The sequence below is a fragment of the Micromonospora sp. NBC_01740 genome, from assembly GCF_035920365.1.
In the GTDB taxonomy this organism is placed as follows: Bacteria; Actinomycetota; Actinomycetes; order Mycobacteriales; family Micromonosporaceae; genus Micromonospora; species Micromonospora reichwaldensis.
Map to the genome: position 1 here is coordinate 6,219,598 of NZ_CP109150.1, position 21,254 is coordinate 6,240,851.

The following is a 21,254-nucleotide window of genomic DNA, read 5'->3' on the forward strand; positions in this document are numbered from 1 at the left end:
CGATGGCCGGGCGCATCGGCATGTTCCGGATCTACTGCTGGTGCAGCGGATGCCCCGGTTGGGTCGGCTTCACGGCTGGTTGTGCTGCTCGGCGGCGTCGAACGCGGGCGCGAGCGGGGCCAGCGCCTTGCGGAGCTGGTCGGCCAATGAGCCGGAGGGCACGACCAGTCCTCCGGCGGCGAAACTCCCGGCGGCCTCCGGGTTACCGGCCGGCTGGAGCCAGCCTTCCAGTGCGATGCGAACTGCCGCGGCCACGCTTGCCGCGAGGACGCGGGCCGTGTGCGCTTCGGCGTCGTCCAGGCGTTCGGCGATCACCGCCGCGAGCGGGGGCTCGATGCCGGCGGTGGTGTCGAGGAACGCGTCGCGCAACGCGGTCTGGGTGGTGATCAGCAGCAGCGCCTTGTGTTCGCGCTCGCCGGTGTTCGTGTACTGCTCGACCACTGCCTGGGTGACGGCGTCGGCCAGGCGTACTCCTGCGGGCCGGGCCGCGACCGCCGCCGCGATGCGCGCCTCCCGGTCCGCGGTGACGGCGGAGACGATCGCCTGCTCGCGGCTGGCGAAGTAGTTGTTGTAGGTGCGCGGCGAGACCCCGGCCGCTTCGGCGATGTCCTCGACCCGCACCTGGTCCGGTCCGCGCTCCTCGGCCAGGCGCAGGGCCGCCTCGCGTAGCGCCTCACGCGTGGCCTGCTTCTTCCGCTCCCGCAGCCCTGGTGGTGTCACGGTGTCAGCGTCCCATGCAGGGCTGCACACACGCAAAGTTGCGTGCATGCAAACTTGCGTGCACGCATTTTTCCTGCTAGTCTCGACCTGGACCGGGACCGACAGAGAGGACGTCGCCATGCGAGCAAGAGGAATGACCTACGACACCGGATTCGTCGTGCACGGCCAGACGTCCCGCGAGCACTTCGACCTCGCGGTGGTCCGGCGCGAGCTCGCCATCATCCGCGACGACCTGCACTGCAACGCGGTCCAGATCATCGGCGGTGACCCGGATCGACTGGAACTGGCCGCCGGTGCCGCCGCCGAACTCGGACTGGAGGTCTGGTTCTCGCCCTACCCGCTGGAGCTGGATCCGGAGCAGATCCTCACGCTCTTCCGCGACTGCGCCGAGCGGGCGGAACGGGTCCGGCAGCAGGGGGCCACAGTCGTGTTCGTCGCAGGCGTCGAGCTGAGCGTGATGAACCGCGGGTTCCTGTCCGGAGAGAGCCCCGAGGATCGGGTCGAGCGGCTGATGAGCCAACCCGAGCGGCGGGCCGAAGCCATCCGCGAACTCGGCGTGCACATCAACGCGTTCCTCCGCGACGCCGCGGCGACGGTCCGCGAGCGCTTCCAGGGCAAACTCACCTACGCGTCCATCCAGTTCGAGCAGGTCGACTGGACTCCCTTCGACATCGTGGCGTTCGAGCTGATCCGCTCCGCCGAGGTCGCCGACCGGTTCCGGGACGCGGTGCGCATCCTGGCCCAGAGCCCGAAGCCGCTCGCCATCACCGGGTTCGGCACCGCGGCCTACCGCGGCGCGGGAGACCGCGGTGGGCGGGTGCTGGAAGTGGTCGAGTACGACCCGGAGACCAGGGCTCCGGTACGGCTGAACGGCGTATACGAGCGCGACGAGGCCGGCCAGGCCACCTACCTGAGCGAACTGCTGGAGATCTTCGAGACCGAGGGCGTGGACAGCGCGTTCGTGTTCCTGTTCGCCCTGCCCGGCTACCCGCACCGCCCGGACGGCGACCCCAGGGACGACCTGGACCGGGCCGGCCTGGGCATCGTCAAGCTCCTCGAAGGGCGCCGAGGGCAGACCTACCCCGACATGGAATGGGAACCCAAGGCCGCCTTCGCGGCAGTGGCACAGCGCTATCGGAGGTGACAGGCCCCGAGCACGATGGCCACGGCGCGGGATCTGCACCGCGCCGCGGTGCAGATCCCGAACAGATGGACGCGGTGGTCGCCGACCGCGGCTGGTCCGCCCGGCGACGCCGCCACCAGACCCGAGCCCGCTGGCACCGCTACCGACCCGATTCGCCCTCGATGAATGACACCAGGTCGGGTTCCGCCCGTGCCGGCTGACGCACATCCCCTAAAGCGTCCTAGGACATTGATTGTCCGGCGACGCTGGGCCGCGACCTGGGCTCTCCTCGATCCGGCACTCTCTCGGCCTGTGCCGCTCGCCCGGTCTCCCGAGGAGCGACCGGAGCCGGAGTGGCCTCCCTCCGGGGCGGCCCTGTCGTACGAAAAAGCGGTGAAGTCCTGGACCGCTCAGGGGCGCTGGCGGGCGTTGAGCCGGGCGGCCTGGCGCGTCAGGTGGTCACGTTCGGCGAGGTTGGGCGCCCGCCGGGCCGCTTCGGAGTACAGCCGTGCCGCCGTCGCCAGGTCGCCGTCGCGCTCGTGGAGGTACGCCGCCACCGCCGCGTGGCGGGGCAGCGAATCGTCCAGCGCCACGAGCGCCGCCAGGCCGGCGCGCGGTCCGTCGGCCTCGCCGACGGCCACCGCGCGGTTGAGCCGGACGACCGGACTGTCGGTCAGGCGGACGAGCTCGTCATACCACTCGACGATCTGCACCCAGTCGGTCTCCGCGGCGGTGGGCGCGTCGGCGTGCAGCGCCGCGACGGCTGCCTGGGCCTGGAACTCGCCCAGCCGGTCGCGGGCGAGGGCGGCCTGCAGGATCTCGACGCCCTCGGCGATCGACGTGGTGTCCCACCGGCCGCGGTCCTGCTCGGCGAGCGGCACCAGGCTGCCGTCGGGCGCGGTCCGGGCGGCGCGCCGGGCGTGGTGCAACAGCATGAGGGCGAGCAGCCCCGCCACCTCGGGGTGGTCGATCGCGGCCGCGAGCTGCCGGGTGAGCCGGATGGCCTCGGCGGCGAGGTCGACATCGCCGGAGTAGCCCTCGTTGAAGACCAGGTACAGGACGCGCAGTACGGTCGCGACGTCGCCGGGCTGGTTGAACCGCACGCCGGAGACGGTGCGCTTGGCCCGGCTGATGCGTTGCGCCATGGTCGCCTCGGGCACCAGGTACGCCTGGGCGATCTGGCGGGTGGTCAGCCCGCCGACGGCACGTAGCGTGAGCGCGACCGCCGACGCCGGCGTCAGCGACGGGTGGGCGCACAGGAAGTAGAGCTGGAGCGTGTCGTCCACCGTGGGCGCGGGCCCGGGCGCGGGCTCCTCGTCGACGAGGTCCTCGCGCCGACGGCGGGCGGCGTCCGCCCGGGTCGCGTCGAGGAACCGACGCCAGGCCACGGTGACCAGCCAGGCCTTCGGGTCGCGCGGCGGGTCGGCCGGCCAGGTGCGCACCGCCTCGACCAACGCATCCTGTACGGCGTCCTCGGCCGCCGCGAAGTCGGCTCCGCGGCGGACGAGGATCCCGAGCACGCCGGGCGTGAGGCTCCGGAGCAGGGCCTCCTGCATCAGGTCACTCCGTGATGGTGGGCGGCGCGGTCAGGAACGGGCGCAGCTCGAGCCACTCGTGGATCGGCTTCCCGCCCGCCCCGGGGGCGGCCGACAGCTCCCCGGCCAGCTCGACGGCGCGCTCGTAGCTGTCGACGTCGATCACCATCCAGCCGGCGATGAGGTCCTTGGTCTCGGCGAACGGGCCGTCGGTGACCGGCGGGCGCCCCTCACCGTCGTACCGGACGAACGTCCCCTCGGGGGCGAGCGCCTGACCGTCGACGAACTCGCCGGTCCCCTCGAGCCGGGTCGCGAAGTCCTGCATGTACTGCACGTGCGCCGAGATCTCCTCCGGCGTCCACTGGTCCATGGGTACGTCGTTGACCCCGGCCGGAGCGCCCCGGTAGTGCTTGAGCAGCAGGTACTTGGCCATCGTGTTTCCCCTCTCGGTGCGGGTGCGAACCCATTCTGATCGCGTCCACCACGGGGACGGAGCCGGTCCCGGGTTCTCGACATCGCTGCCCGGATATTTCTGGGTCGATCTCGTGTCCGGTCCCGGAGCATGCGAGATCCGAGGTGCGTCGGCTCCTGCCCCGCGCGCTCCGGTGCCGTCCCGTTGCCCGCAGGCGACCGGATCCGCACCGCAGGCGGGCGGGCGACCGGCGGACAGGGCTCGGCTTCCCGGGCCGGGAGGAGTCTTGCGCGGGCGTCACGCGGAAACTATGTTATCGATAACATAGATGTTTCCCCATGGCTTGTCTGGACGGTCGCGCGGCCGTTCCGACCGCCGCGCCCGTGGCACGCACCACCCGTCCCGCACCTCTTCCCCGACGTCACACCCGCTCCGGCGACGGCGTGCCGCCGGGCCCTTCGGCCGGCCGGAGCGCTCGCCGACGGCTGGCCCGTCCTGACTCGGCCGGCCCCACGACCAGCACCCGAAAGAACCAGGACGTAAGGGCTCTCGCGGCGCCGGCCCGCCAACCGCCGCTCTCCCGCCACCATCGAGAAAGGTCACCCCATGGCCCTGACCCGACGAGCCTTCACCCTCGGTGCGGTCGCCACCGGCGCGGCCACCGCCACCGGCCTGACGATCGCCCCCCGGGCGGCCTCGGCAGCGGCCTACACCGGCTACGTGATGACCTACTTCACCGAGTCGCCGAACTTCGTCGGCGCGGACTACGGCCTGCACCTCGCCGTCAGTCGCGACGGTCTGAACTGGACCCCGCTCAACCAGAACAACCCGGTGGCCACCCCGACCGCCGGCCAACTGGGGCTGCGCGACCCGTTCATCTTCCGCAAGCAGGACGGCACGTACATCGTCATCGCCACCGACCTGCGCGGCACGAACTTCGGCGTCATCAGCCAGTACCTGCACGTATGGGACTCGACGAACCTGACCGGCTTCACCGGTTACCGGCGGCTGCGGATGCACACCTACAACGCGCACACCTGGGCGCCGACGGTCTTCTGGGACGCCAACCGCGGGCAGTACGGCATCGTCTATTCCTGCAACACCAGCAGCGGGGACGTGTTCCTGGTCAACTACACGTCCGACTTCCACTCGGTCGGCTCCCCGCAGGTCTTCTTCAGCCCCGGCTTCGGCGTCCTGGACAGCGACATCATGGTCGACGGCGGGGTCACGTACCTGTACTACAAGAACCTCGCCAACGGAAACCTGTACGGCGCCCGCTCGTCGACCGGCGCCCCGAACAGCTTCACCACCTACACCGGCGGCCTGCGGCAGGGCGACGCGATGGAGGCCCCGCTGCTGGTCAAGCGCAACGACGGCAACGGCTGGTACCTGTGGGGCGACTCGTTCGCCCCGGTGAACGCCGACTACTACGCCTGGTCCAGCGGCAACATCACCGCCAACGCGTGGACCACGCTGAACCAGCGCGACTACACCCCGCCGCTGAACGGCAAGCACGGCTCGATCCTCGGCATCACCGAGGCCGAGTACGCCGGCGCGGTCAGCCGGTGGGGCACCCCGAACTGGGTCCGGCTGAAGTCCGCCAACTTCCCGGACCGGTTCGTACGGCACCTCAACGGTGTCGGGCGCCTCGACGCGTACCCCTTCGACCCGTACCAGGACCAGCTGTGGCGGCTGGTGCCCGGCCTGGCCGACCCCTCCGGGGTGTCGTTCGAGTCGGTGAACCGGCCCGGCAACTTCCTGCGCCACAGCGCCTACGCCATCCGGCTCGAACCGGACAACGGCACCGCGACGTTCCGCGCCGACGCCACGTTCCACCGCACGCCGGGCCTGGCCGACTCCTCGTGGACGTCGTTGCGCTCCCACAACTTCCCGGACCGCTACCTCCGACACTCCGGCTACCTGCTGCGCATCGACCCGCTGAGCGCCTCCTCCAGCGCCGCCGACCGGCAGGACGCCACCTTCCGGCTCACGTCGTAGCACCCCGACCCCCGCTTCCGGAGGCCCTGATGCCCACTCCCTTCCTCAACCGTCGACTCCTGCTCAGGTCCGCCGGCGTGGCCGCCGTCGCCGCCACCGGCGGGCCCGTCCTCGGCGCCGTCACCGGCGGCGACGCGGCAAGCGCCGCCCTGCCCCCGGCCCGGTCCGACATCGGCGTCTCCGCCTACGCGTTCGAGCCCGGCCAGGTCCGGCTGTCGGCGAGCCGCTGGCAGGAGAACCAGAGCCGCACGCTGAACTACCTGCGGTTCGTCGACGTCGACCGGCTGCTCTACAACTTCCGCGCCAACCACCGCCTCTCCACGGCCGGCGCCGCGCCGACCGGCGGCTGGGACGCCCCGACGTTTCCGTTCCGCACCCACATGCAGGGACACGTCCTGACCGCCTGGGCCCACGCCTGGGCGGTGCTCGGGGACGCCACCTGCCGGGACAAGGCGAACCGCATGGTGGCGGAACTGGCCAGGTGCCAGGCCAACAACGCGGCCGCCGGCTTCAACACCGGATACCTGTCCGGCTTCCCGGAGTCGGACTTCACCGCGCTGGAGGCGCGGACGCTGAGCAACGGCAACGTGCCGTACTACTGCATCCACAAGACACTCGCCGGGCTGCTCGACGTCTGGCGCCTCGTCGGCAACACCCAGGCCCGCGACGTGCTGCTGGCACTCGCCGGCTGGGTCGACTGGCGCACCGCCCGGCTCACCACCGCCCAGACGCAGGCCATGCTGGGCACCGAGTTCGGCGGCATGAACGCCGTCCTGGCGGACCTGTACCAGCAGACCGGAACCGCCCGGTGGCTCACCGCCGCCCAGCGGTTCGACCACAACGCCGTGTTCAACCCCCTCGCCGCCAACTCCGACCAGCTCAACGGGCTGCACGCCAACACGCAGGTGCCGAAGTGGATCGGCGCGGCCCGGGAGTTCAAGGCCACCGGCACCACCCGGTACCGGGACATCGCCAGCAACGCCTGGAACATCACCGTCGACGCGCACAGCTACGTGATCGGCGGCAACAGCCAGGCCGAGCACTTCCGCTCCCCCGACGCCATCGCCGGGTACCTGCGCACCGACACCTGCGAGGCCTGCAACACCTACAACATGCTGAAGCTGACCCGGGAGCTGTGGCTGCTGGACCCGAACCGGGCCGCCTACTTCGACTTCTACGAGCGGGCGCTGCTCAACCACATGATCGGCCAGCAGAACCCGGCCGACGCCCACGGCCACGTCACCTACTTCACGCCGCTGAACCCGGGCGGCCGGCGCGGGGTCGGTCCGGCGTGGGGCGGGGGCACCTGGAGCACCGACTACGACTCGTTCTGGTGCTGCCAGGGCACCGGTCTGGAGACCAACACCACGCTGATGGACTCCATCTACTTCCACAACGGCACCACGTTGACGGTGAACCTGTTCATGCCGTCGGTACTCACCTGGACGCAGCGCGGGATCACGGTCACCCAGAGCACCTCGTACCCGGTCGGCGACACCACCACCCTGACCGTGACCGGCTCGGCCGGCGGATCGTGGACGATGCGGATCCGGATCCCCGGATGGACCAGCGGCGCCAGCGTCAGCGTCAACGGCACGCCGCAGAACATCGCCACGACCCCCGGCAGCTACGCCAGTCTCACCCGCTCCTGGGCCTCCGGCGACGTGGTCACGGTCCGGCTGCCGATGCGGGTCGTCATGTCGGCCGCCAACGACAACGCCGCGGTGCAGGCCGTCACGTACGGCCCGGTGGTGCTCTCCGGCAACTACGGCAACACCGCCCTGAGCGGGTTGCCCGCGCTGAACACCGGTTCGATCACGCGTACCAGCACCAGCGCCCTCGCGTTCACCGCCGTCGCCAACGGCGCCACGGTCGGCCTCGGACCCTTCCACGACGCGCACGGGCACAACTACACCGTCTACTGGAGCGTCGCCGGCAACGGCGGCGGCAACGCGAGCTTCCGCCTGGTCAACGCGGCCAGCGGCCTGGTGCTCGGCATCCGGGACATGTCCACCGCCGACGGCGGCCCCGCCCTCCAGTGGGGCGACACCGGCACCGCCGACCACGACTGGCAGCTCCTACCCGGCGGGTCGACGATCCGGCTGCGCAACGTCCACAGCGGCAAGGTACTCGGCGTGGAGGGCATGTCCACCGCCGACGACGCCCGCATCGTCCAGTGGGCCGACAACGGCACCGCCGACCACGACTGGACGCCCGTCGACGTGGGCGACGGCACGCACAAGCTGCGCAACGCGCACACCGGCAAGCTGCTCGCCATCTCCGGCGGCGCCACCGCCCAGGGCGCCCAGGCGGTGCAGGACCAGGACAACGGCAGCCCGGACAACCAGTGGAGGTTCGTGCCCAACGGCGCCCGCCGGATCCAGAACCTCGCCAGCGGGCTCGTGCTCGGGGTGCGGGACATGTCCACCACCGACGGCGGCCTCGTCCTCCAGTGGGGCGACACCGGCACCGCCGACCACCTGTGGACCGCGATCGTGGACACCGGCGGCTACCTGCGGCTGCGCAACTCGCACAGCGGCAGGGTGCTCGGGGTCGAGGGCGGCGCCAGCGCCGCCGGCGCCCGGATCGTGCAGTGGGCCGACAACGGCGCGAACGACCACCGGTGGCGGCTGCGGTACGGCGGCAACGGCTACTTCCGCGTCCAGTGCGCCAACGGCGGCCGGGTCCTCGGGGTGAGCGGCGGCTCCGGCAGCCAGGGCGCGCAGATCGTCCTCGGCACCGACAGCGGGGCCGCCGACCAGCGTTGGCGGTTCGTCTGAACCGTGTCGCGAGGACCTCCACCCGGCCCTAACGGCGCGGCGGCGCCCCGACGCTGCGGCGGGCGACCAGGCTCGGTGCGACCGTCTGCCGAAGCGGGCCGACGACCTGCGACGACTCGATCTGGGCGAGCAGCAGGTCCAGGCTCGCCCGGGCGACCGCGGCGAAGTCGGGACGCACGGTGGTCAGCGGCGGGATGAAGTACGCCGCCTCGGGCACGTCGTCGAAGCCGACCACGCTGATGTCGTCCGGCACCCGCAGGCCGTGCTCGTGCAGCGCCCGCAGCACGCCCAGCGCCAGGTGGTCGTTGGCGGTGAACACCGCGGTGACCTCCGGTATCCGGGCGAGCATCTGCCCGCACCGGTAGCCGGCCGCCGCGGACCAGTCCGCCGGGATCAGCGGCGGCGCCTCGGCACCCGCCGACCGCAGGGCCTCCCGCCACCCCTCGATGCGGCCCGCGCTGTCGAACCAGTCGGGCGGGCCAGACACGTGCCAGACCGTCCGGTGCCCGGCGTCGAGGAGATGCTGCGTGGCGGCGCGGGCACCGGCGACCTGGTCGACCGTCACCAGCGGAATCGGCCGCCGCGGGTCGCCGTCGACGGTTACCAGGGGTACGTCCTTCGGCAGCCGTCCGAGCGCCTCCCCGGCCGACTCGACGGGCGCGATCACCACGATGCCGGCGACCCGGTGCGCGAGGTGCCGCTCCACCGCCGCGGAGATGGACTGGTGGTCGAGGTCGCTGACGCTGCCGACGCTGACCGCGAAGCCCGCCTCGGCGGCCGCCTGTTCCAGGGCGGTCAGCAGCGAGGCCGGGCCGAAGAGGGTGGTGTTCTGCGCGACCACCCCGATCACCTGGGACCGGCCGGTGACCAGTGCCCGCGCGGCCCGGTTGGGCCGGTAGCCCAGCTCGGTGATCGCCGCCTGGACGCGCAGCCGGGTCTGCTCGCGCACGTTGGGGTGCCCGTTGAGGACCCGGGACACCGTCTGGTGGGAGACGCCGGCGAGGCGAGCCACGTCCGTCATCGCGGGACTGCGCACGGCCACCTCACTTCCCCGCCTGCCCGTCGACGATCGCACACGTCGTCGTCGACGGGAGCGGCCATCGTGTTGCTGCCTCCGCCACGGCGACGTGTGCCGGGTGACCGGTGGAAACGCCGACAGTCTACGCCAGTCGTCCCGTCGGTCAGGGTGCGGCTGAGCCGGCACACCAGACGGGACTGCTGGCGGCGCGCGCCCCGGGGCGGAAGGGGTTTCCGATGGTTCCCCGCACCCCACCCCGGACCATTCGCCGTACGATCCTCAGGCTCTCGTACGCCTGGGAACGGTGACCGGTGTCATGGTGTCGTCAGGGTGAACCGGCGCACCGTCACCTGGCCGCCCAACGACTGGGTGGCGTAGTTGAAGATGCCGAACCGGTATCCCATGAAGAACTGCCAGGCGTTGTTGAGGGTCAGGGCGTTGCCCAGCGGGACGAACGTGACCCCGTCGGTGCTGTACGAGAACCTCGCCTGGCGACCCGAGCCGGGCCGGATGTCGGCGTTGGCGCGCAACCAGATCCGCCCGCCGGACACCGGCGCGCTGGCGATCTCGGTTCCGGTGCCGGTGGTGTTCCAGTTGTCGGTGCCCATGGTCAGGCCGTTGGTCATGACCACCCGCGTGGCCCCGTTCTCGCGCTTGACGCCGATCCACGCCGAGGTGTCGCGCAGCATCGCCAGCCCGGTCCGGTCGCCGTCGCGCATCGTGGAGTAGTCCAGTTCGATGGTGCCCGTCGAGGTCGGACCCTGGATCCGATGGGTCACCGTGTTGCGCGCCCGGTAGAGGTCGTTGGTCACCGTCGCGGTCTGCAGGCGCAGCCCGTTGTTCACCGACCACCGGCTGTTGTCCGGGTTGTGGTTCCACTCGTACTGGACGCCGAGGGTGGTGCCGGGGAAGGTGTCGGTCCCGGTGAGCGGCTTGACCGGACGCGACGGCAGCGGGTTGGGGTAGTTGACGCCCCAGGAGCCGTTGACCGCCTGCACCTGGGGCCAACCGTCGCTGGTCCAGGTGATGGGGGCCAGCGTCGGCATCCGGCCGCCGGGGTACGCGTCGGTGAACGCCATGTAGTACCAGCCCCCGTTCTGGGTCTGCACCAGTCCGCCCTGGTGCGGCACCCCACCGCCGGAGATCGGACCCGGCATGTTGAGCAGCACCTGTCGCTGCTCGTACGGACCGAACGGGCCGTTCGTCGACTTCAGCACGTACTGGCCGTTGGCCGGGCGGGTGAGCCAGATGTAGTAGGCACCGTTGCGCTTGTAGAAGCGCGCTCCCTCCAGCGTGCCGATGCTCGACGGTGTCTGGTACACCTGCTGGGCCCGCACCTGGGTACGTCCGTCCGGCGACAGCTGGGCCACGCTGATCGTGCCGTTGCCGTACGCGACGTACATGGTGTCGTTGTCGTCGACGAGCATCCCGGCGTCGTAGTAGCAGTTGGGGATGGTGGTGTGGCGGCTCCACGTGCCGTCGACGGCGGACGCGGTGTAGATGTGCGTCTGGGCGAAGTCGATGCAGCCGGCCCAGTAGAAGGTGCGGTTGCTCGGCCGGTAGTTCAGCGTGGAGGCCCAGATGCCGTCGACGTACCCGTGGCTGCCGTTGGCCAGGTCGTACTTCGTGCCGAAGTCCAGCCGGGGCACCGAGTGCCCGGCGAACTCCCAGTTCACCAGGTCCCACGACCGCAGCACGGGGGCGCCGGGCGAGTAGTGCATGGTGGAGGCCGACATGTAGTAGACGTCGCCGACCCGGATGATGTCGACGTCGGCGAAGTCCTGCCAGACGACCGGGTTGCTGAAGGTGCCACCGGGGTTGCCGCTGTCGCCGACGCGGACCAGCTGCCACTGCTGATGGCCACCGTTGAAGTCGTCGTACTGCACGATGTTGCCGCCGTCAGCGGTGGAGGCGTTCTGCACCTCGACCACCTTGTTCGAGTTCCGGTTGATCAACCGCACGTACCCGTCGGCTGAGTCCGCCAGCCGGAACTGCTGGTTCGTCCCGTTGCCGTCGCTCCACTGCACGATGCTGGCGCCGTTGGCCGTGGAGAAGTTGTAGACGTCGAGCACCTTGCCCGAGTGGCGGGACTTCAACCGGTAGTACCCGCCGCCGGAGTCGACGAACTGCCACTGCTGCCCGTTGCCGTTGTTGCGCGGCCACTGCGTGATCCGCGCCCCGTCGTTCGTGGCCCCGTTGTACAGGTCCAGCACCTTGCCACTGTTGCGATTCACCAACACGTACCACGCGCTGGTGTCCACCGTCGCCGCCGAAACCGGCCCCGGAGACACCGCGACGAGCCCGCTCGCCGCGAGCACCGCGACCACCGCGGCCGAGACACGCGACAACCAACCACGCCGTCGGGGCACAGCCCGCGAGGGCCCACCAATGGCAACCATGATCCTCCTTCGAGAGCGCTGACACGATCCGGATTCCGTCGGGGAGCGTCACCCGGGCGCCTGCGACCACCGCGGCGATCGGCCATCTCGAATGTGATCGCTCACAGCCGTGCCACCGTCATGACGCACAGAGTCGCACGACCCCGGCAAGGAGGTCTTCGGCCGGCATGCCCCCGTGGAGGCCGATCGACCCATCCATCGACTGTGAGCGATAACATGGCGTTCGTCAAGACGTCACGCATGAGCCGGGACAGCGACCGGAACGCCGACGGGGGCCCTCCCGGCACGGGAGGACCACCCGGGGCCACCGACGGAACCGACCAGCGGGCCAGGCCGAGGGCGCGCTGGTGGTTGCCCTCCTGCGCGGGTCAGAACCCCCGGGCGAGGCGGTAGTAGGCCTGGTTCCACCGGATCTCGTTGGCGAAGCGGCGGGGCTCGGTGTGCTCGTCGATGACGACCAGCTCGGTGCGTACCATCTCGGCCAGGTCGTGCAGCTCCTCGACGCCCACCGCCTGGGACAGCACGGTGTGGTGCGGGGCGCCGGCGGTGATCCAGGCCTCCGCCGAGCCGGCCAGGTGCGGGCGGGGCCGCCACACCGCCCGGGCGACCGGCAGCCGGCGCAGCGGGTGCGGCGGCGCCACCACGTCGACCTCGTTGGCCACCAGGCGGAAGCGCTCCCCCATGTCCGCGAGACCGAGCACCACCGCCGGGCCGGGCGCGGCGTCGAACACCAGCCTGACCGGGTCCTCGCGGCCGCCGATGCTCAGCGGGTGGACCTCGACCTTCGGGGTGTCACCGGCGATCGTCGGGCAGACCTCGAGCATGTGGGCGCCGAGCACCAGCTCGTCGCCCGGCGTCAGGTCGTAGGTGTAGTCCTCCATGAAGGACGTCCCACCCTCGACCCCGACCGCCATCGCCTTGAGCGAGTGCACCAGCACCGAGGTCTTCCAGTCGCCCTCGCCGCCGAAGCCGTAGCCGTCGGCCATGAGTCGCTGCACGGCGATGCCGGGCAGTTGGCGCAGACCGCCGAGGTCCTCGAAGTTCGTGGTGAAGGCCCGGAAGCCGCCCTCCTCGAGGAACGCGCGCAGGCCGAGTTCGAGGCGCGCGGCGTAGCGCAGCGAGTCGTGTCGCTCCCCGCCGGGCCGCAGCTGCGGGTCGACCCGGAAGGTGTCGTCGTACTCCTTGACCAGGTCGTCGATCTGCGCGTCGGCCACCTGGTCGACGACCGCGACGAGATCGTTGACGCCGTACGTGTTGACCGAGACGCCGAAGCGCAGCTCCGCCTCGACCTTGTCGCCCTCGGTCACGGCGACGTCGCGCATGTTGTCGCCGAAGCGGGCCAGCCGCAGCGACCGCATCGCCGAGTAGCCGAGCGCGGCCCGGGCCCAGGCGCCGACCCGGGCGGTCACCCGGGGGTCGCTGACGTGCCCGGCGACGGTCTTGCGGGCGACGCCGAGCCGGGTCTGGATGAAGCCGAACTCGCGGTCGCCGTGCGCGGCCTGGTTCAGGTTCATGAAGTCCATGTCGATCTCGTCCCAGGGCAGCAGGACGTTGGCCTGGGTGTGCAGGTGCAGCAGCGGCGTCCGCAGGGCGTCCAGGCCGGCGATCCACATCTTGGCCGGCGAGAAGGTGTGCATCCAGGCGATCACCCCGACCACACCCTGCGCGGCGGCGTCCCGACAGGCCTTGAGGATGTCGGCGCTGGAGGTCAGGACCGGCTTCCAGACCACCCGGACGGGGATCCCCGGCGCGTCGTCGAGCTGCGCGGCGATCTGCCGGGACTGCTCGGCGACCTGCCGGAGGGTGTCCTCGCCGTACAGTCCCTGGCTTCCGGTGAGGAACCAGACCTCGGGTTGGGGGTGCGTTGCCATGCAGTTGCCTTCCGCGAGATGGGCGGTCACTTGAAGCGGATGCCGATGAGGCGCTGGAGGAGGATGAAGGCGAAGAGCAGGCCACCGATCACGATCCTCGTCCACCAGGAGTTCAGGCTCCCGTCGAAGGTGATCAGGGTCTGGATCACGCCCAGCACCAGCACACCCAGCACGGTGCCGAAGACGTAGCCGGACCCGCCGGTGAGCACGGTGCCGCCGATGACGACAGCCGCGATCACGTCCAGTTCCATGCCGATGGCGATCAGCGGTGCGCCGGAGAGCGTGTAGAACGACAGCAGGATGCCGCCGATAGCCGAACAGAGGCCGCTGACCGTGTAGACGGCGATTCGGGTACGCCCCACCGGCAGGCCCATCAGCAGCGCCGACTGGGGGTTGCCGCCGATCGCGTACACGGTGCGGCCGAAGCGGGTGTACGCCAGCACGTACGCGGCGACCAGCACCACCGCGAACGCGATCAGCACGATGATCGACACGAAGTTGCCGCGCGGGTCGCCGATGCGCTCCTGCGACACGGCCGTCCAGAAGCCGTCGGTGATGGGGATGGACGCGTCGCTGATGAACGTGCACATGCCCCGGGCGAAGAACATCCCGGCGAGGGTGACGATGAACGGTTGGATCTCGAAGAAGTGGATCGCGCAGCCCATCAGGAACCCGAGCGTCGGGCCGATCAGCAGCGCGACGACCAGCACCAGGGCCGCGGGCAGACCGTCCTGGAGCAGCGACGCCGACACCATGGCGGTCATCGCGACGACGGAGCCGACCGACAGGTCGATGCCGCCGGTGAGGATCACGAAGGTCATGCCGACCGCGACGACCAGCAGGAAGCCGTTGTCGATGAAGACGTTGAAGACGACCTGGACGTTGGAGAACGCCCGGTACTGGGACACGCCGACGCCGTACATGACCAGCAGCAGGGCGAGGGTGGCCAGGACCGGGACGTGCCGTCGGGGCACCCTGGGTCGCCAGGCACGGCCGGTGGTCAGTGACGTGCTGCTCATGCCGGCACCTGCTCCTTCTCCCGCCGCCGCGCCGTGGGCCCGGGCGTGGTGCCGCGACGGCGGCGGCTGAACCTGGCCCGGAACGCCGGCGCCTGGATGAGGCAGACGGCGATGACGACGACCGCCTTGAACAGCAGGGCCGTCTGCGGCGAGATGTTCATGGCGTACACCGAGGTGGTGAGGGTCTGGATGATCAGCGCGCCGAGGATGGTGCCGCCGAGGGAGAACCGGCCACCGGCGAGTGAGGTGCCGCCGATGACCACCGCGAGGATCGCGTCGAGCTCCACCCAGAGGCCGGCGGCGTTGCCGTCGGCGCTGGACACGTTCGCCGTCATCATGAACCCGGCGACCGCGGCGCAGGCGGCGCTGAGCACGTACACGAGGAAGACGACGCGGCTGGATCGGATGCCGGCCAGCCGGCTCGCCTCGGCGTTGCCGCCGACCGACTCGACGATCAGACCGAGCGCGGTACGCCGGGTGAAGGCGGCGATGAGCAGGGCCGCCGCGAGGGCGATGAAGACGGCCAGCGGCAGGGTCAGGAAGTGCCCGAGCCCGATCGCCCGGTACGGCCCGGAGTTGATCGTGATGATCTGGCCCTCGGTGACCAGTTGCGCGAGCCCTCGGCCGGCCACCATGAGGATCAGCGTGGCGATGATGGGCTGGATGCCGATGACGGCGACCAGCACCCCGTTCCAGGCGCCGAGCGCGAGCGCGGCGCCGAAGGCCAGCGCGAGCGCCGTGAGTACGGTCGCCGGGCTGTTCTGGTCGGGCGCCTCGCTGATGTGGAGGCAGGCGATGGCGCCGCTGATGGCACAGAGCGATCCGACGGAGAGGTCGATGCCGCCGGTGGCGATGACGAGGGTCATGCCCAGCGCCACCAGCATCAGCGGTGCGCTCAGCCGGAGGATGTCGACCGGGGTGCCGTAGAGGTGCCCGTTCTTGACCTCGATGGAGAGGAAGCCGGGCCGGTAGATCGTGTTGGCCAGGATCATGACCACCAGCACGAGCACCGGCCAGAACAGGCGGTGGCCGGTAAGCGGGCGGAGGCGGTCGGCGACGGCGTTCACCGGATCACCTCCGCACCGGTGGTGCCGCTGGCGATGGTCCGCATGACGCGGTCGGCGTCGAGGGTGTCGTCGTTGTCGAGTTGGGCGACCATCGTCCGGTCACGCATCACGGCGACGCGGTGGCTCAGCCGCAGCACCTCCTCCAGCTCGGCGGAGATGAACAGCACCGCCATGCCGTCGTCGGAGAGCTGGACCACCAGTTTCTGGATCTCGGCCTTCGCGCCGACGTCGATCCCCCGGGTGGGCTCGTCGAGGATGAGCAGGCGCGGCTCGGTGATGAGCCAGCGGGCCAGGAGCACCTTCTGCTGGTTGCCGCCGGAGAGGTTGCGCACCGGCAGATCCGGGTTCGCCGGCCGGATGCTGAGCGCCTGGATGTACTTCTCGACCAGCTCGTCCTGCCGGCGGCGGGGGATCGGCCGCAGCCACCCGCGGGCCGCCTGCATCGCGAGGATCATGTTCTCCCGCACCGACAGCTCGGGGACGACGCCCTCCGCGCGGCGGTTCTCGGAGCAGAACCCGACGCCGCGGTCGATGGCCTGGACCGGGTTACGCACCTGCGTCCCGCCGCCGTCGACGACGACCGTGCCGTGGTCGGCGCGGTCGGCGCCGAACAGCAACCGCGCCACCTCGGTACGGCCGGAGCCGAGCAGGCCGGCGAGCCCGACCACCTCGCCGGCGTGGATCCGCAGGCTGAAGGGGGCGACCGCACCCTTGCGGCCCAGCTCCGACGCGTCGACCAGCAGGGCCGCGTCGGACCGTACGGCGGCGGTCCGCTTCTGCTGCTCGTCGAGGCGCTCCAGGACGTCGAGCTCCTTGCCGATCATCTTCTCGACGAGGCTGAGCTGGGGCAGCTCCTCCGTCCGGTACTCCCCCACCAGGGCGCCGTTGCGCAGCACCGTGATGCGGTCGGCGATGCCGTAGACCTGGTCGAGGAAGTGCGTCACGAAGAGGATGCCGATGCCCTCGTCGCGTAGCTGCCGCATGATCCGGAAGAGCTGCGCGACCTCACCGGCGTCCAGGCTGGAGGTCGGCTCGTCGAGGATCAGGACCCGGGCCCGTACGTCGATCGCCCGGGCGATGGCGACCATCTGCTGCACCGCCAGGGAGTACGTGCCGAGCTGCGCGGTGACGTCGATGTCGAGATCCAGCCGGGCCAGGAGCGCCCGCGCCCGCCGGCGCATCTCGCCCCAGCGGATCGCGCCGAGACGACGGGGCTCCCGGCCGATGAAGATGTTCTCCGCCACGGACAGGTTGGTGCAGAGGTTGACCTCCTGGTAGACGGTGCTCACCCCGGAGGCCGACGCCTGCATCGGGCCGCTGAAGGCGACCTGCTCACCGTCGAGAACGACGGTGCCCTCGTCGATGGCGTAAACGCCGGTCAACACCTTGATCAGGGTCGACTTGCCGGCACCGTTCTCGCCCATCAGGGCGTGGACCTCGCCCGGGAACAGGCGGAGATCGACGTCGTGGAGCGCGCGTACCCCGGGGAAGGTCTTGCTGATCCCGGTCATGGTCAGGACCGGACGGCTATCCGTCATCCCATCGGACCTCTTCTGGATGGTGTCGGTAGGACAGGAGCGAGCGACGGGCCGGGGTCGCCGTCGACGGACGGCGACCCCGGCGTCGGTCAGTACTTGCGGTTGGGCAGTGCCTCCTTGGCCTGCTCCTGGGTGAAGGTGGTCTCCTCGGTCTCGATCCGGGCCGGGACCTCCTCGCCGGCGTGGACCTTCTTCGCCAGGTCCATCAGCTGCGGGCCGAGCAGCGGGCTGCACTCGGCGATGAAGTTGAACCTGCCGTCGGCGAGGGCCTGCATGCCGTCCTTCACCGCGTCGATGGTGATGATGGTGATGTCCTTGCCGGGCACCTTGCCGGCCGCGGTGATCGCCTCCAGCGCGCCCAGACCCATGTCGTCGTTGTGCGCGAAGAGCACGTCGATCTTCGGGTTGGCTTTGAGGAACTGCTCCATGACCTGCTTGCCGTCGGCCCGCTTGAAGTCGCCTGACTGGGAGGCGACGATCTTCAGGTTCGGGTTGGCGGCGATCGCCTTGGCGAAGCCCTCCTTGCGGTCGTTGGCCGGCGCCGAGCCGGTGGTGCCCTGAAGCTCGACGACGTTCACCGGCCCGCTGGCGCTCTTGGTCTGCTCCACCAGCCACTCGCCGGCCAGCCGGCCCTCCTTGACGAAGTCCGAGCCGAGGAACGTCTTGTAGAGCGACTTGTCGGCCGAGTCGACGGAGCGGTCGGTCAGGATCACCGGGATGCCGGCGTCCTTGGCCTCCTTGAGCACGGTGTCCCAGCCGGACTCCACCACCGGCGAGAAGGCGATCACGTCGACCTTCTGCTGGATGAAGTTCCGGATCGCCTTGATCTGGTTCTCCTGCTTCTGCTGCGCGTCGTCGAACTTCAGCTCGATCCCCGCGGCGGCGGCGGCCTCCTTGATCGAGGTCGTGTTCGCCGTCCGCCAGCCGCTCTCCGCGCCGACCTGCGAGAAGCCCAGCGTGACCTTGCCGTCGTCGGCGGAGCCGTCGCCGGTGTCGCTGTTGCCGCAGGCCGCCAGGCTGCCCGTGAGCAGCACGGTGGCGACGACCGCGAGCAGGGTGCGTGCCGTTCTCCTGGTTCTCATCGGTTCTCCTCGGTGGGGTGGTCCGGACACGTGGCGCGCGCGTGTCCCGGTGTGGTGGTGAGGTTGGTACGAGAAGGGGCCGTTCCCGGTCAGCCAGGTGCCGGGCGTTGGCCGTAGACGTTCTGATACCGGTCATGCAGCGAGCTGATGTCGGCCTGCGTCATCGGCAGCGGCTGCCCGAGCGCCCGCGCCAGGTGCGCGGTACGGGCGACGTCCTCGCACATCACCGCGGCCTTGACCGCCGCGCGGGCGTCCTTGCCGATCGTGAAGACCCCGTGGTTGCGCATGAGCACCGCCGGCGAGCGGTGCCCGGACAGGGTGCTGACGATCCCCTTGCCGATGTCGTCACCACCGATCAGCGCGAACGGCCCCACCGGGATCTCCCCGCCGAACTCGTCGGCCTGGGCGGTCAGCCAGCACGGGATGGACTCGCCCCGGGCCGCCCAGGCGGTGGCGTAGCTGCTGTGCGTGTGCACGACGCCACCGACCTCCGGCATGGCCCGGTAGACGTAGGCGTGCGCGGCGGTGTCGCTGGACGGCGCGCCGTTCCCGTCGACCACGGTCCCGTTCAGGTCGCACACGACCATGGTGTCCGCCGTCAGGGCGTCGTAGTCGACACCGCTGGGCTTGATCACCATGAGGTCCTGGCCCGGGACCCGCGCCGAGACGTTGCCGGCGGTCCAGGCCACCAGCGCGTACCGGGTCAATTCGGCGTGCAGGCGGGCCACCGTCTCCCGCAGGACGCTCACCTGCCGCGCCATGTCGTTGCTCATCCGATCGCCTCCAGAACCGTGTCGGTCCGCGCCGCGGCCGCGTCCAGGGCCGTGTTCCTGATCGCCCGCAGGCGGAGCATGACGTCGTCGCTGCCGCGGCCGAAGTGGTCGTGCAGCGCGCGGTACTCGGCGTAGAGGGCGTCGTACGCCCGCGCGTTGTCCGGGTCCGGCTGGTACACGCCCTCGTTCACCCGGCCCATCGCCGCCGAGGCCCGGTGGACGTCCGGGTACGCCCCGGCGGCGACGGCCGCGTGGATCGCCGAGCCGAGCGCCGGTCCCTGGGCGGAGCCGATGATGCCCAGCGGGCGGTTGGTGACGTCGGCGTAGATCTGCATGAGCAGCCGGTTCGAGGCGAGACCACCGGCGACGACCAGGTCGGTGACCGGTATCCCGGCCTCGACGAACGCCTCGATGATCATCCGGGTGCCGAACGCCGTGGACTCCAGCAGCGCCCGGTAGACGTCCTGCGGCCGGGTGGCCAGGGTCAGCCCGACGATCAGGCCGCTGAGGTCGTGGTTGACCAGCGGTGACCGGTTGCCGTTCCACCAGTCCAGCGCGATGAGGCCGTGGGCCCCGACCGGTTGGTCGGCGGCCAGTTCGGTCAACCGCTCGTGCGACGCGACTCCGGCCGGCGCGGCGTTCCTGACGAACCAGCCGAAGATGTCGCCGACCCCGCTCTGCCCGGCCTCGTAACCCCACGCGCCCGCGCTGATGCCGCCGTCGACGACACCGCACATGCCGGGCACCTCGGCGGGGTGGGTGCCGTTGAGGACGTGGCAGGTGGAGGTGCCCATGATGGCCACCAGTCGGCCGGGGCTCAGTGCCTGGGCGGCGGCGGCGGTGACGTGGGCGTCGACGTTGCCGACCGCGACAGCGATGCCCGCCGGCAGCCCGGTCCAGGCGGCGGCGCGGGCGCTGAGGGTGCCGGCCCGCTCGCCCAGCGGCAGCAGGGGACCGTCCAACTTGGCCACGAAGTCGGCGAAGCCAGGGTTGAGGGCGCTCAGGTAGTCGGTCGACGGGTACCGGCCGTCCTGCCAGATGCCCTTGTATCCGGCGGTGCAGACGTTGCGGGTCTCCTCGTCGCACAACTGCCACACGATCCAGTCGGCGGCTTCGACGAAGCGCTCGGCACGGCGGTAGACCTCCGGATCCTCCTCGAGGATCTGGAGACCCTTGGCGAACTGCCACTCGGCGGAGATCTTGCCGCCGTAGCGGCCGATCCACGGCTCGTGCCGCTCGTGGGCCAACGCGTTGATGCGGTCGGCGTGCGACTGGGCGGCGTGGTGCTTCCACAGCTTCACCCAGGCGTGCGGCCGGTGGCGCAGCTCCGGGACCTCGCACAGCGGGGTGCCGTCGGCGAGCGTCGGCAGGACGGTGCAGGCGGTGAAGTCGGTGCCGATGCCGATGACCTGCGACGGGTCCACACCGGCGTCGGCCATGGCGGCGGGGACGGCGTGCCGCAGGACGTCGCGGTAGTCCTCCGGGTCCTGTAGGGCCCAGTCGGGAGGCAGTGCCGGGCCGCCGTCGGGGAGCACGGCCTCGATCACGCCGTGGCGGTACTCGTGCACCGCGGTCCCGACCTCGGCACCATCGCGAACCCGAACCACCAGCGCCCGCCCGGAGAGGGTGCCGTAGTCGACTCCGACCACGTACCGCTCGTCCGCACCGTCCACACTGCCCATGTCCACCTCCGATCAATGACCGGCATAGTGTTAACGCTCACATACAGCGCCGTCAAGACGTTGGCCGACAACAGCTCAGTAACGGAAGGATAGGCGGAGCGTGTGGCCCGGACCAGAGGCATCACACCCGGTCACCATTCCCGCGCTCTCGGCTGCCCGGACATGGTGCCGGCGCCCGCTCGGCGGAGGCACGGGGGCGGGAGCGCCCGGTGCCGCAGCCCCGGCGACAGATCGACG

Annotated in this window: 15 protein-coding genes; 3 read left to right on the forward strand and 12 right to left on the reverse strand. The window is 70.8% G+C overall.

From position 1 onward, the window contains the following. Nucleotides 1–69: 69 nt before the first annotated feature. Nucleotides 70–720, reverse strand: a complete 651-nt coding sequence (locus tag OG989_RS27105; RefSeq protein WP_327028888.1) for a TetR/AcrR family transcriptional regulator — start codon at nucleotides 718–720, stop codon at nucleotides 70–72. Nucleotides 721–838: 118 nt separating this feature from the next. Between OG989_RS27105 and OG989_RS27110 the strand changes: the two genes are divergently transcribed. After that, the gene (locus OG989_RS27110; protein WP_327028889.1) at nucleotides 839–1,864 is read left to right on the forward strand and encodes a hypothetical protein; all 1,026 of its coding nucleotides are present in this window, start codon (nucleotides 839–841) and stop codon (nucleotides 1,862–1,864) included. A 389-nt stretch (nucleotides 1,865–2,253) separates the two neighbouring features. Here the strand turns inward: OG989_RS27110 and OG989_RS27115 are convergent, their stop codons facing one another. Beyond that, nucleotides 2,254–3,399 carry an RNA polymerase sigma factor gene (locus OG989_RS27115; RefSeq protein WP_151452856.1) on the reverse strand — a complete coding sequence of 382 codons (1,146 nt, stop codon included), beginning with the start codon at nucleotides 3,397–3,399 and terminating at the stop codon, nucleotides 2,254–2,256. A 4-nt stretch (nucleotides 3,400–3,403) separates the two neighbouring features. After that, nucleotides 3,404–3,811: a YciI family protein gene (locus tag OG989_RS27120; RefSeq protein ID WP_151452857.1), complete on the reverse strand. Its 408-nt coding sequence runs from the start codon at nucleotides 3,809–3,811 to the stop codon at nucleotides 3,404–3,406. 585 nt (nucleotides 3,812–4,396) lie between these two features. Here OG989_RS27120 and OG989_RS27125 point away from each other — a divergent pair. Both OG989_RS27125 and OG989_RS27130 read left to right on the forward strand, forming a co-directional pair. Further along, nucleotides 4,397–5,788, forward strand: coding sequence for a glycoside hydrolase family 43 protein (locus OG989_RS27125; RefSeq protein ID WP_151452858.1), 1,392 nt, complete (start codon nucleotides 4,397–4,399; stop codon nucleotides 5,786–5,788). A 29-nt stretch (nucleotides 5,789–5,817) separates the two neighbouring features. Continuing rightward, nucleotides 5,818–8,568, forward strand: a complete 2,751-nt coding sequence (locus OG989_RS27130) for a beta-L-arabinofuranosidase domain-containing protein (RefSeq protein WP_327028890.1) — start codon at nucleotides 5,818–5,820, stop codon at nucleotides 8,566–8,568. A 28-nt stretch (nucleotides 8,569–8,596) separates the two neighbouring features. On the opposite strand, the gene OG989_RS27135 is transcribed toward OG989_RS27130, so the two are convergent. From OG989_RS27135 to araB, 9 genes are all read right to left on the reverse strand, one after another. Then, on the reverse strand, nucleotides 8,597–9,589 hold the full coding sequence (locus OG989_RS27135; protein ID WP_192581264.1) for a LacI family DNA-binding transcriptional regulator: 993 nt from the start codon (nucleotides 9,587–9,589) through the stop codon (nucleotides 8,597–8,599). A gap of 311 nt (nucleotides 9,590–9,900) precedes the next feature. After that, the gene (locus OG989_RS27140) at nucleotides 9,901–11,985 is read right to left on the reverse strand and encodes an RICIN domain-containing protein (RefSeq protein WP_327028891.1); all 2,085 of its coding nucleotides are present in this window, start codon (nucleotides 11,983–11,985) and stop codon (nucleotides 9,901–9,903) included. Nucleotides 11,986–12,353: 368 nt separating this feature from the next. Continuing rightward, nucleotides 12,354–13,856: an L-arabinose isomerase gene (araA, locus tag OG989_RS27145; RefSeq protein ID WP_327028892.1), complete on the reverse strand. Its 1,503-nt coding sequence runs from the start codon at nucleotides 13,854–13,856 to the stop codon at nucleotides 12,354–12,356. A 26-nt stretch (nucleotides 13,857–13,882) separates the two neighbouring features. Continuing rightward, entirely contained in the window at nucleotides 13,883–14,875 is a 993-nt protein-coding gene (gene yjfF / locus OG989_RS27150) for a galactofuranose ABC transporter, permease protein YjfF (RefSeq protein WP_151452863.1), read from the reverse strand. Beyond that, on the reverse strand, nucleotides 14,872–15,942 hold the full coding sequence (locus OG989_RS27155) for an ABC transporter permease (RefSeq protein ID WP_151452864.1): 1,071 nt from the start codon (nucleotides 15,940–15,942) through the stop codon (nucleotides 14,872–14,874). Before OG989_RS27155 ends, yjfF begins: the two co-directional genes overlap by 4 nt. Beyond that, nucleotides 15,939–17,480 carry a sugar ABC transporter ATP-binding protein gene (locus OG989_RS27160; protein WP_327028893.1) on the reverse strand — a complete coding sequence of 514 codons (1,542 nt, stop codon included), beginning with the start codon at nucleotides 17,478–17,480 and terminating at the stop codon, nucleotides 15,939–15,941. Before OG989_RS27160 ends, OG989_RS27155 begins: the two co-directional genes overlap by 4 nt. An 89-nt stretch (nucleotides 17,481–17,569) precedes the next feature. Continuing rightward, entirely contained in the window at nucleotides 17,570–18,562 is a 993-nt protein-coding gene (locus OG989_RS27165) for an ABC transporter substrate-binding protein (protein ID WP_327028894.1), read from the reverse strand. A gap of 89 nt (nucleotides 18,563–18,651) precedes the next feature. Continuing rightward, nucleotides 18,652–19,323: an L-ribulose-5-phosphate 4-epimerase gene (locus tag OG989_RS27170; RefSeq protein ID WP_425857571.1), complete on the reverse strand. Its 672-nt coding sequence runs from the start codon at nucleotides 19,321–19,323 to the stop codon at nucleotides 18,652–18,654. 8 nt (nucleotides 19,324–19,331) lie between these two features. After that, complete coding sequence (gene araB, locus OG989_RS27175) at nucleotides 19,332–21,017, reverse strand: ribulokinase (RefSeq protein WP_327028896.1); 1,686 nt, start codon at nucleotides 21,015–21,017, stop codon at nucleotides 19,332–19,334. Between the last annotated feature and the right edge of the window lie 237 nt (nucleotides 21,018–21,254).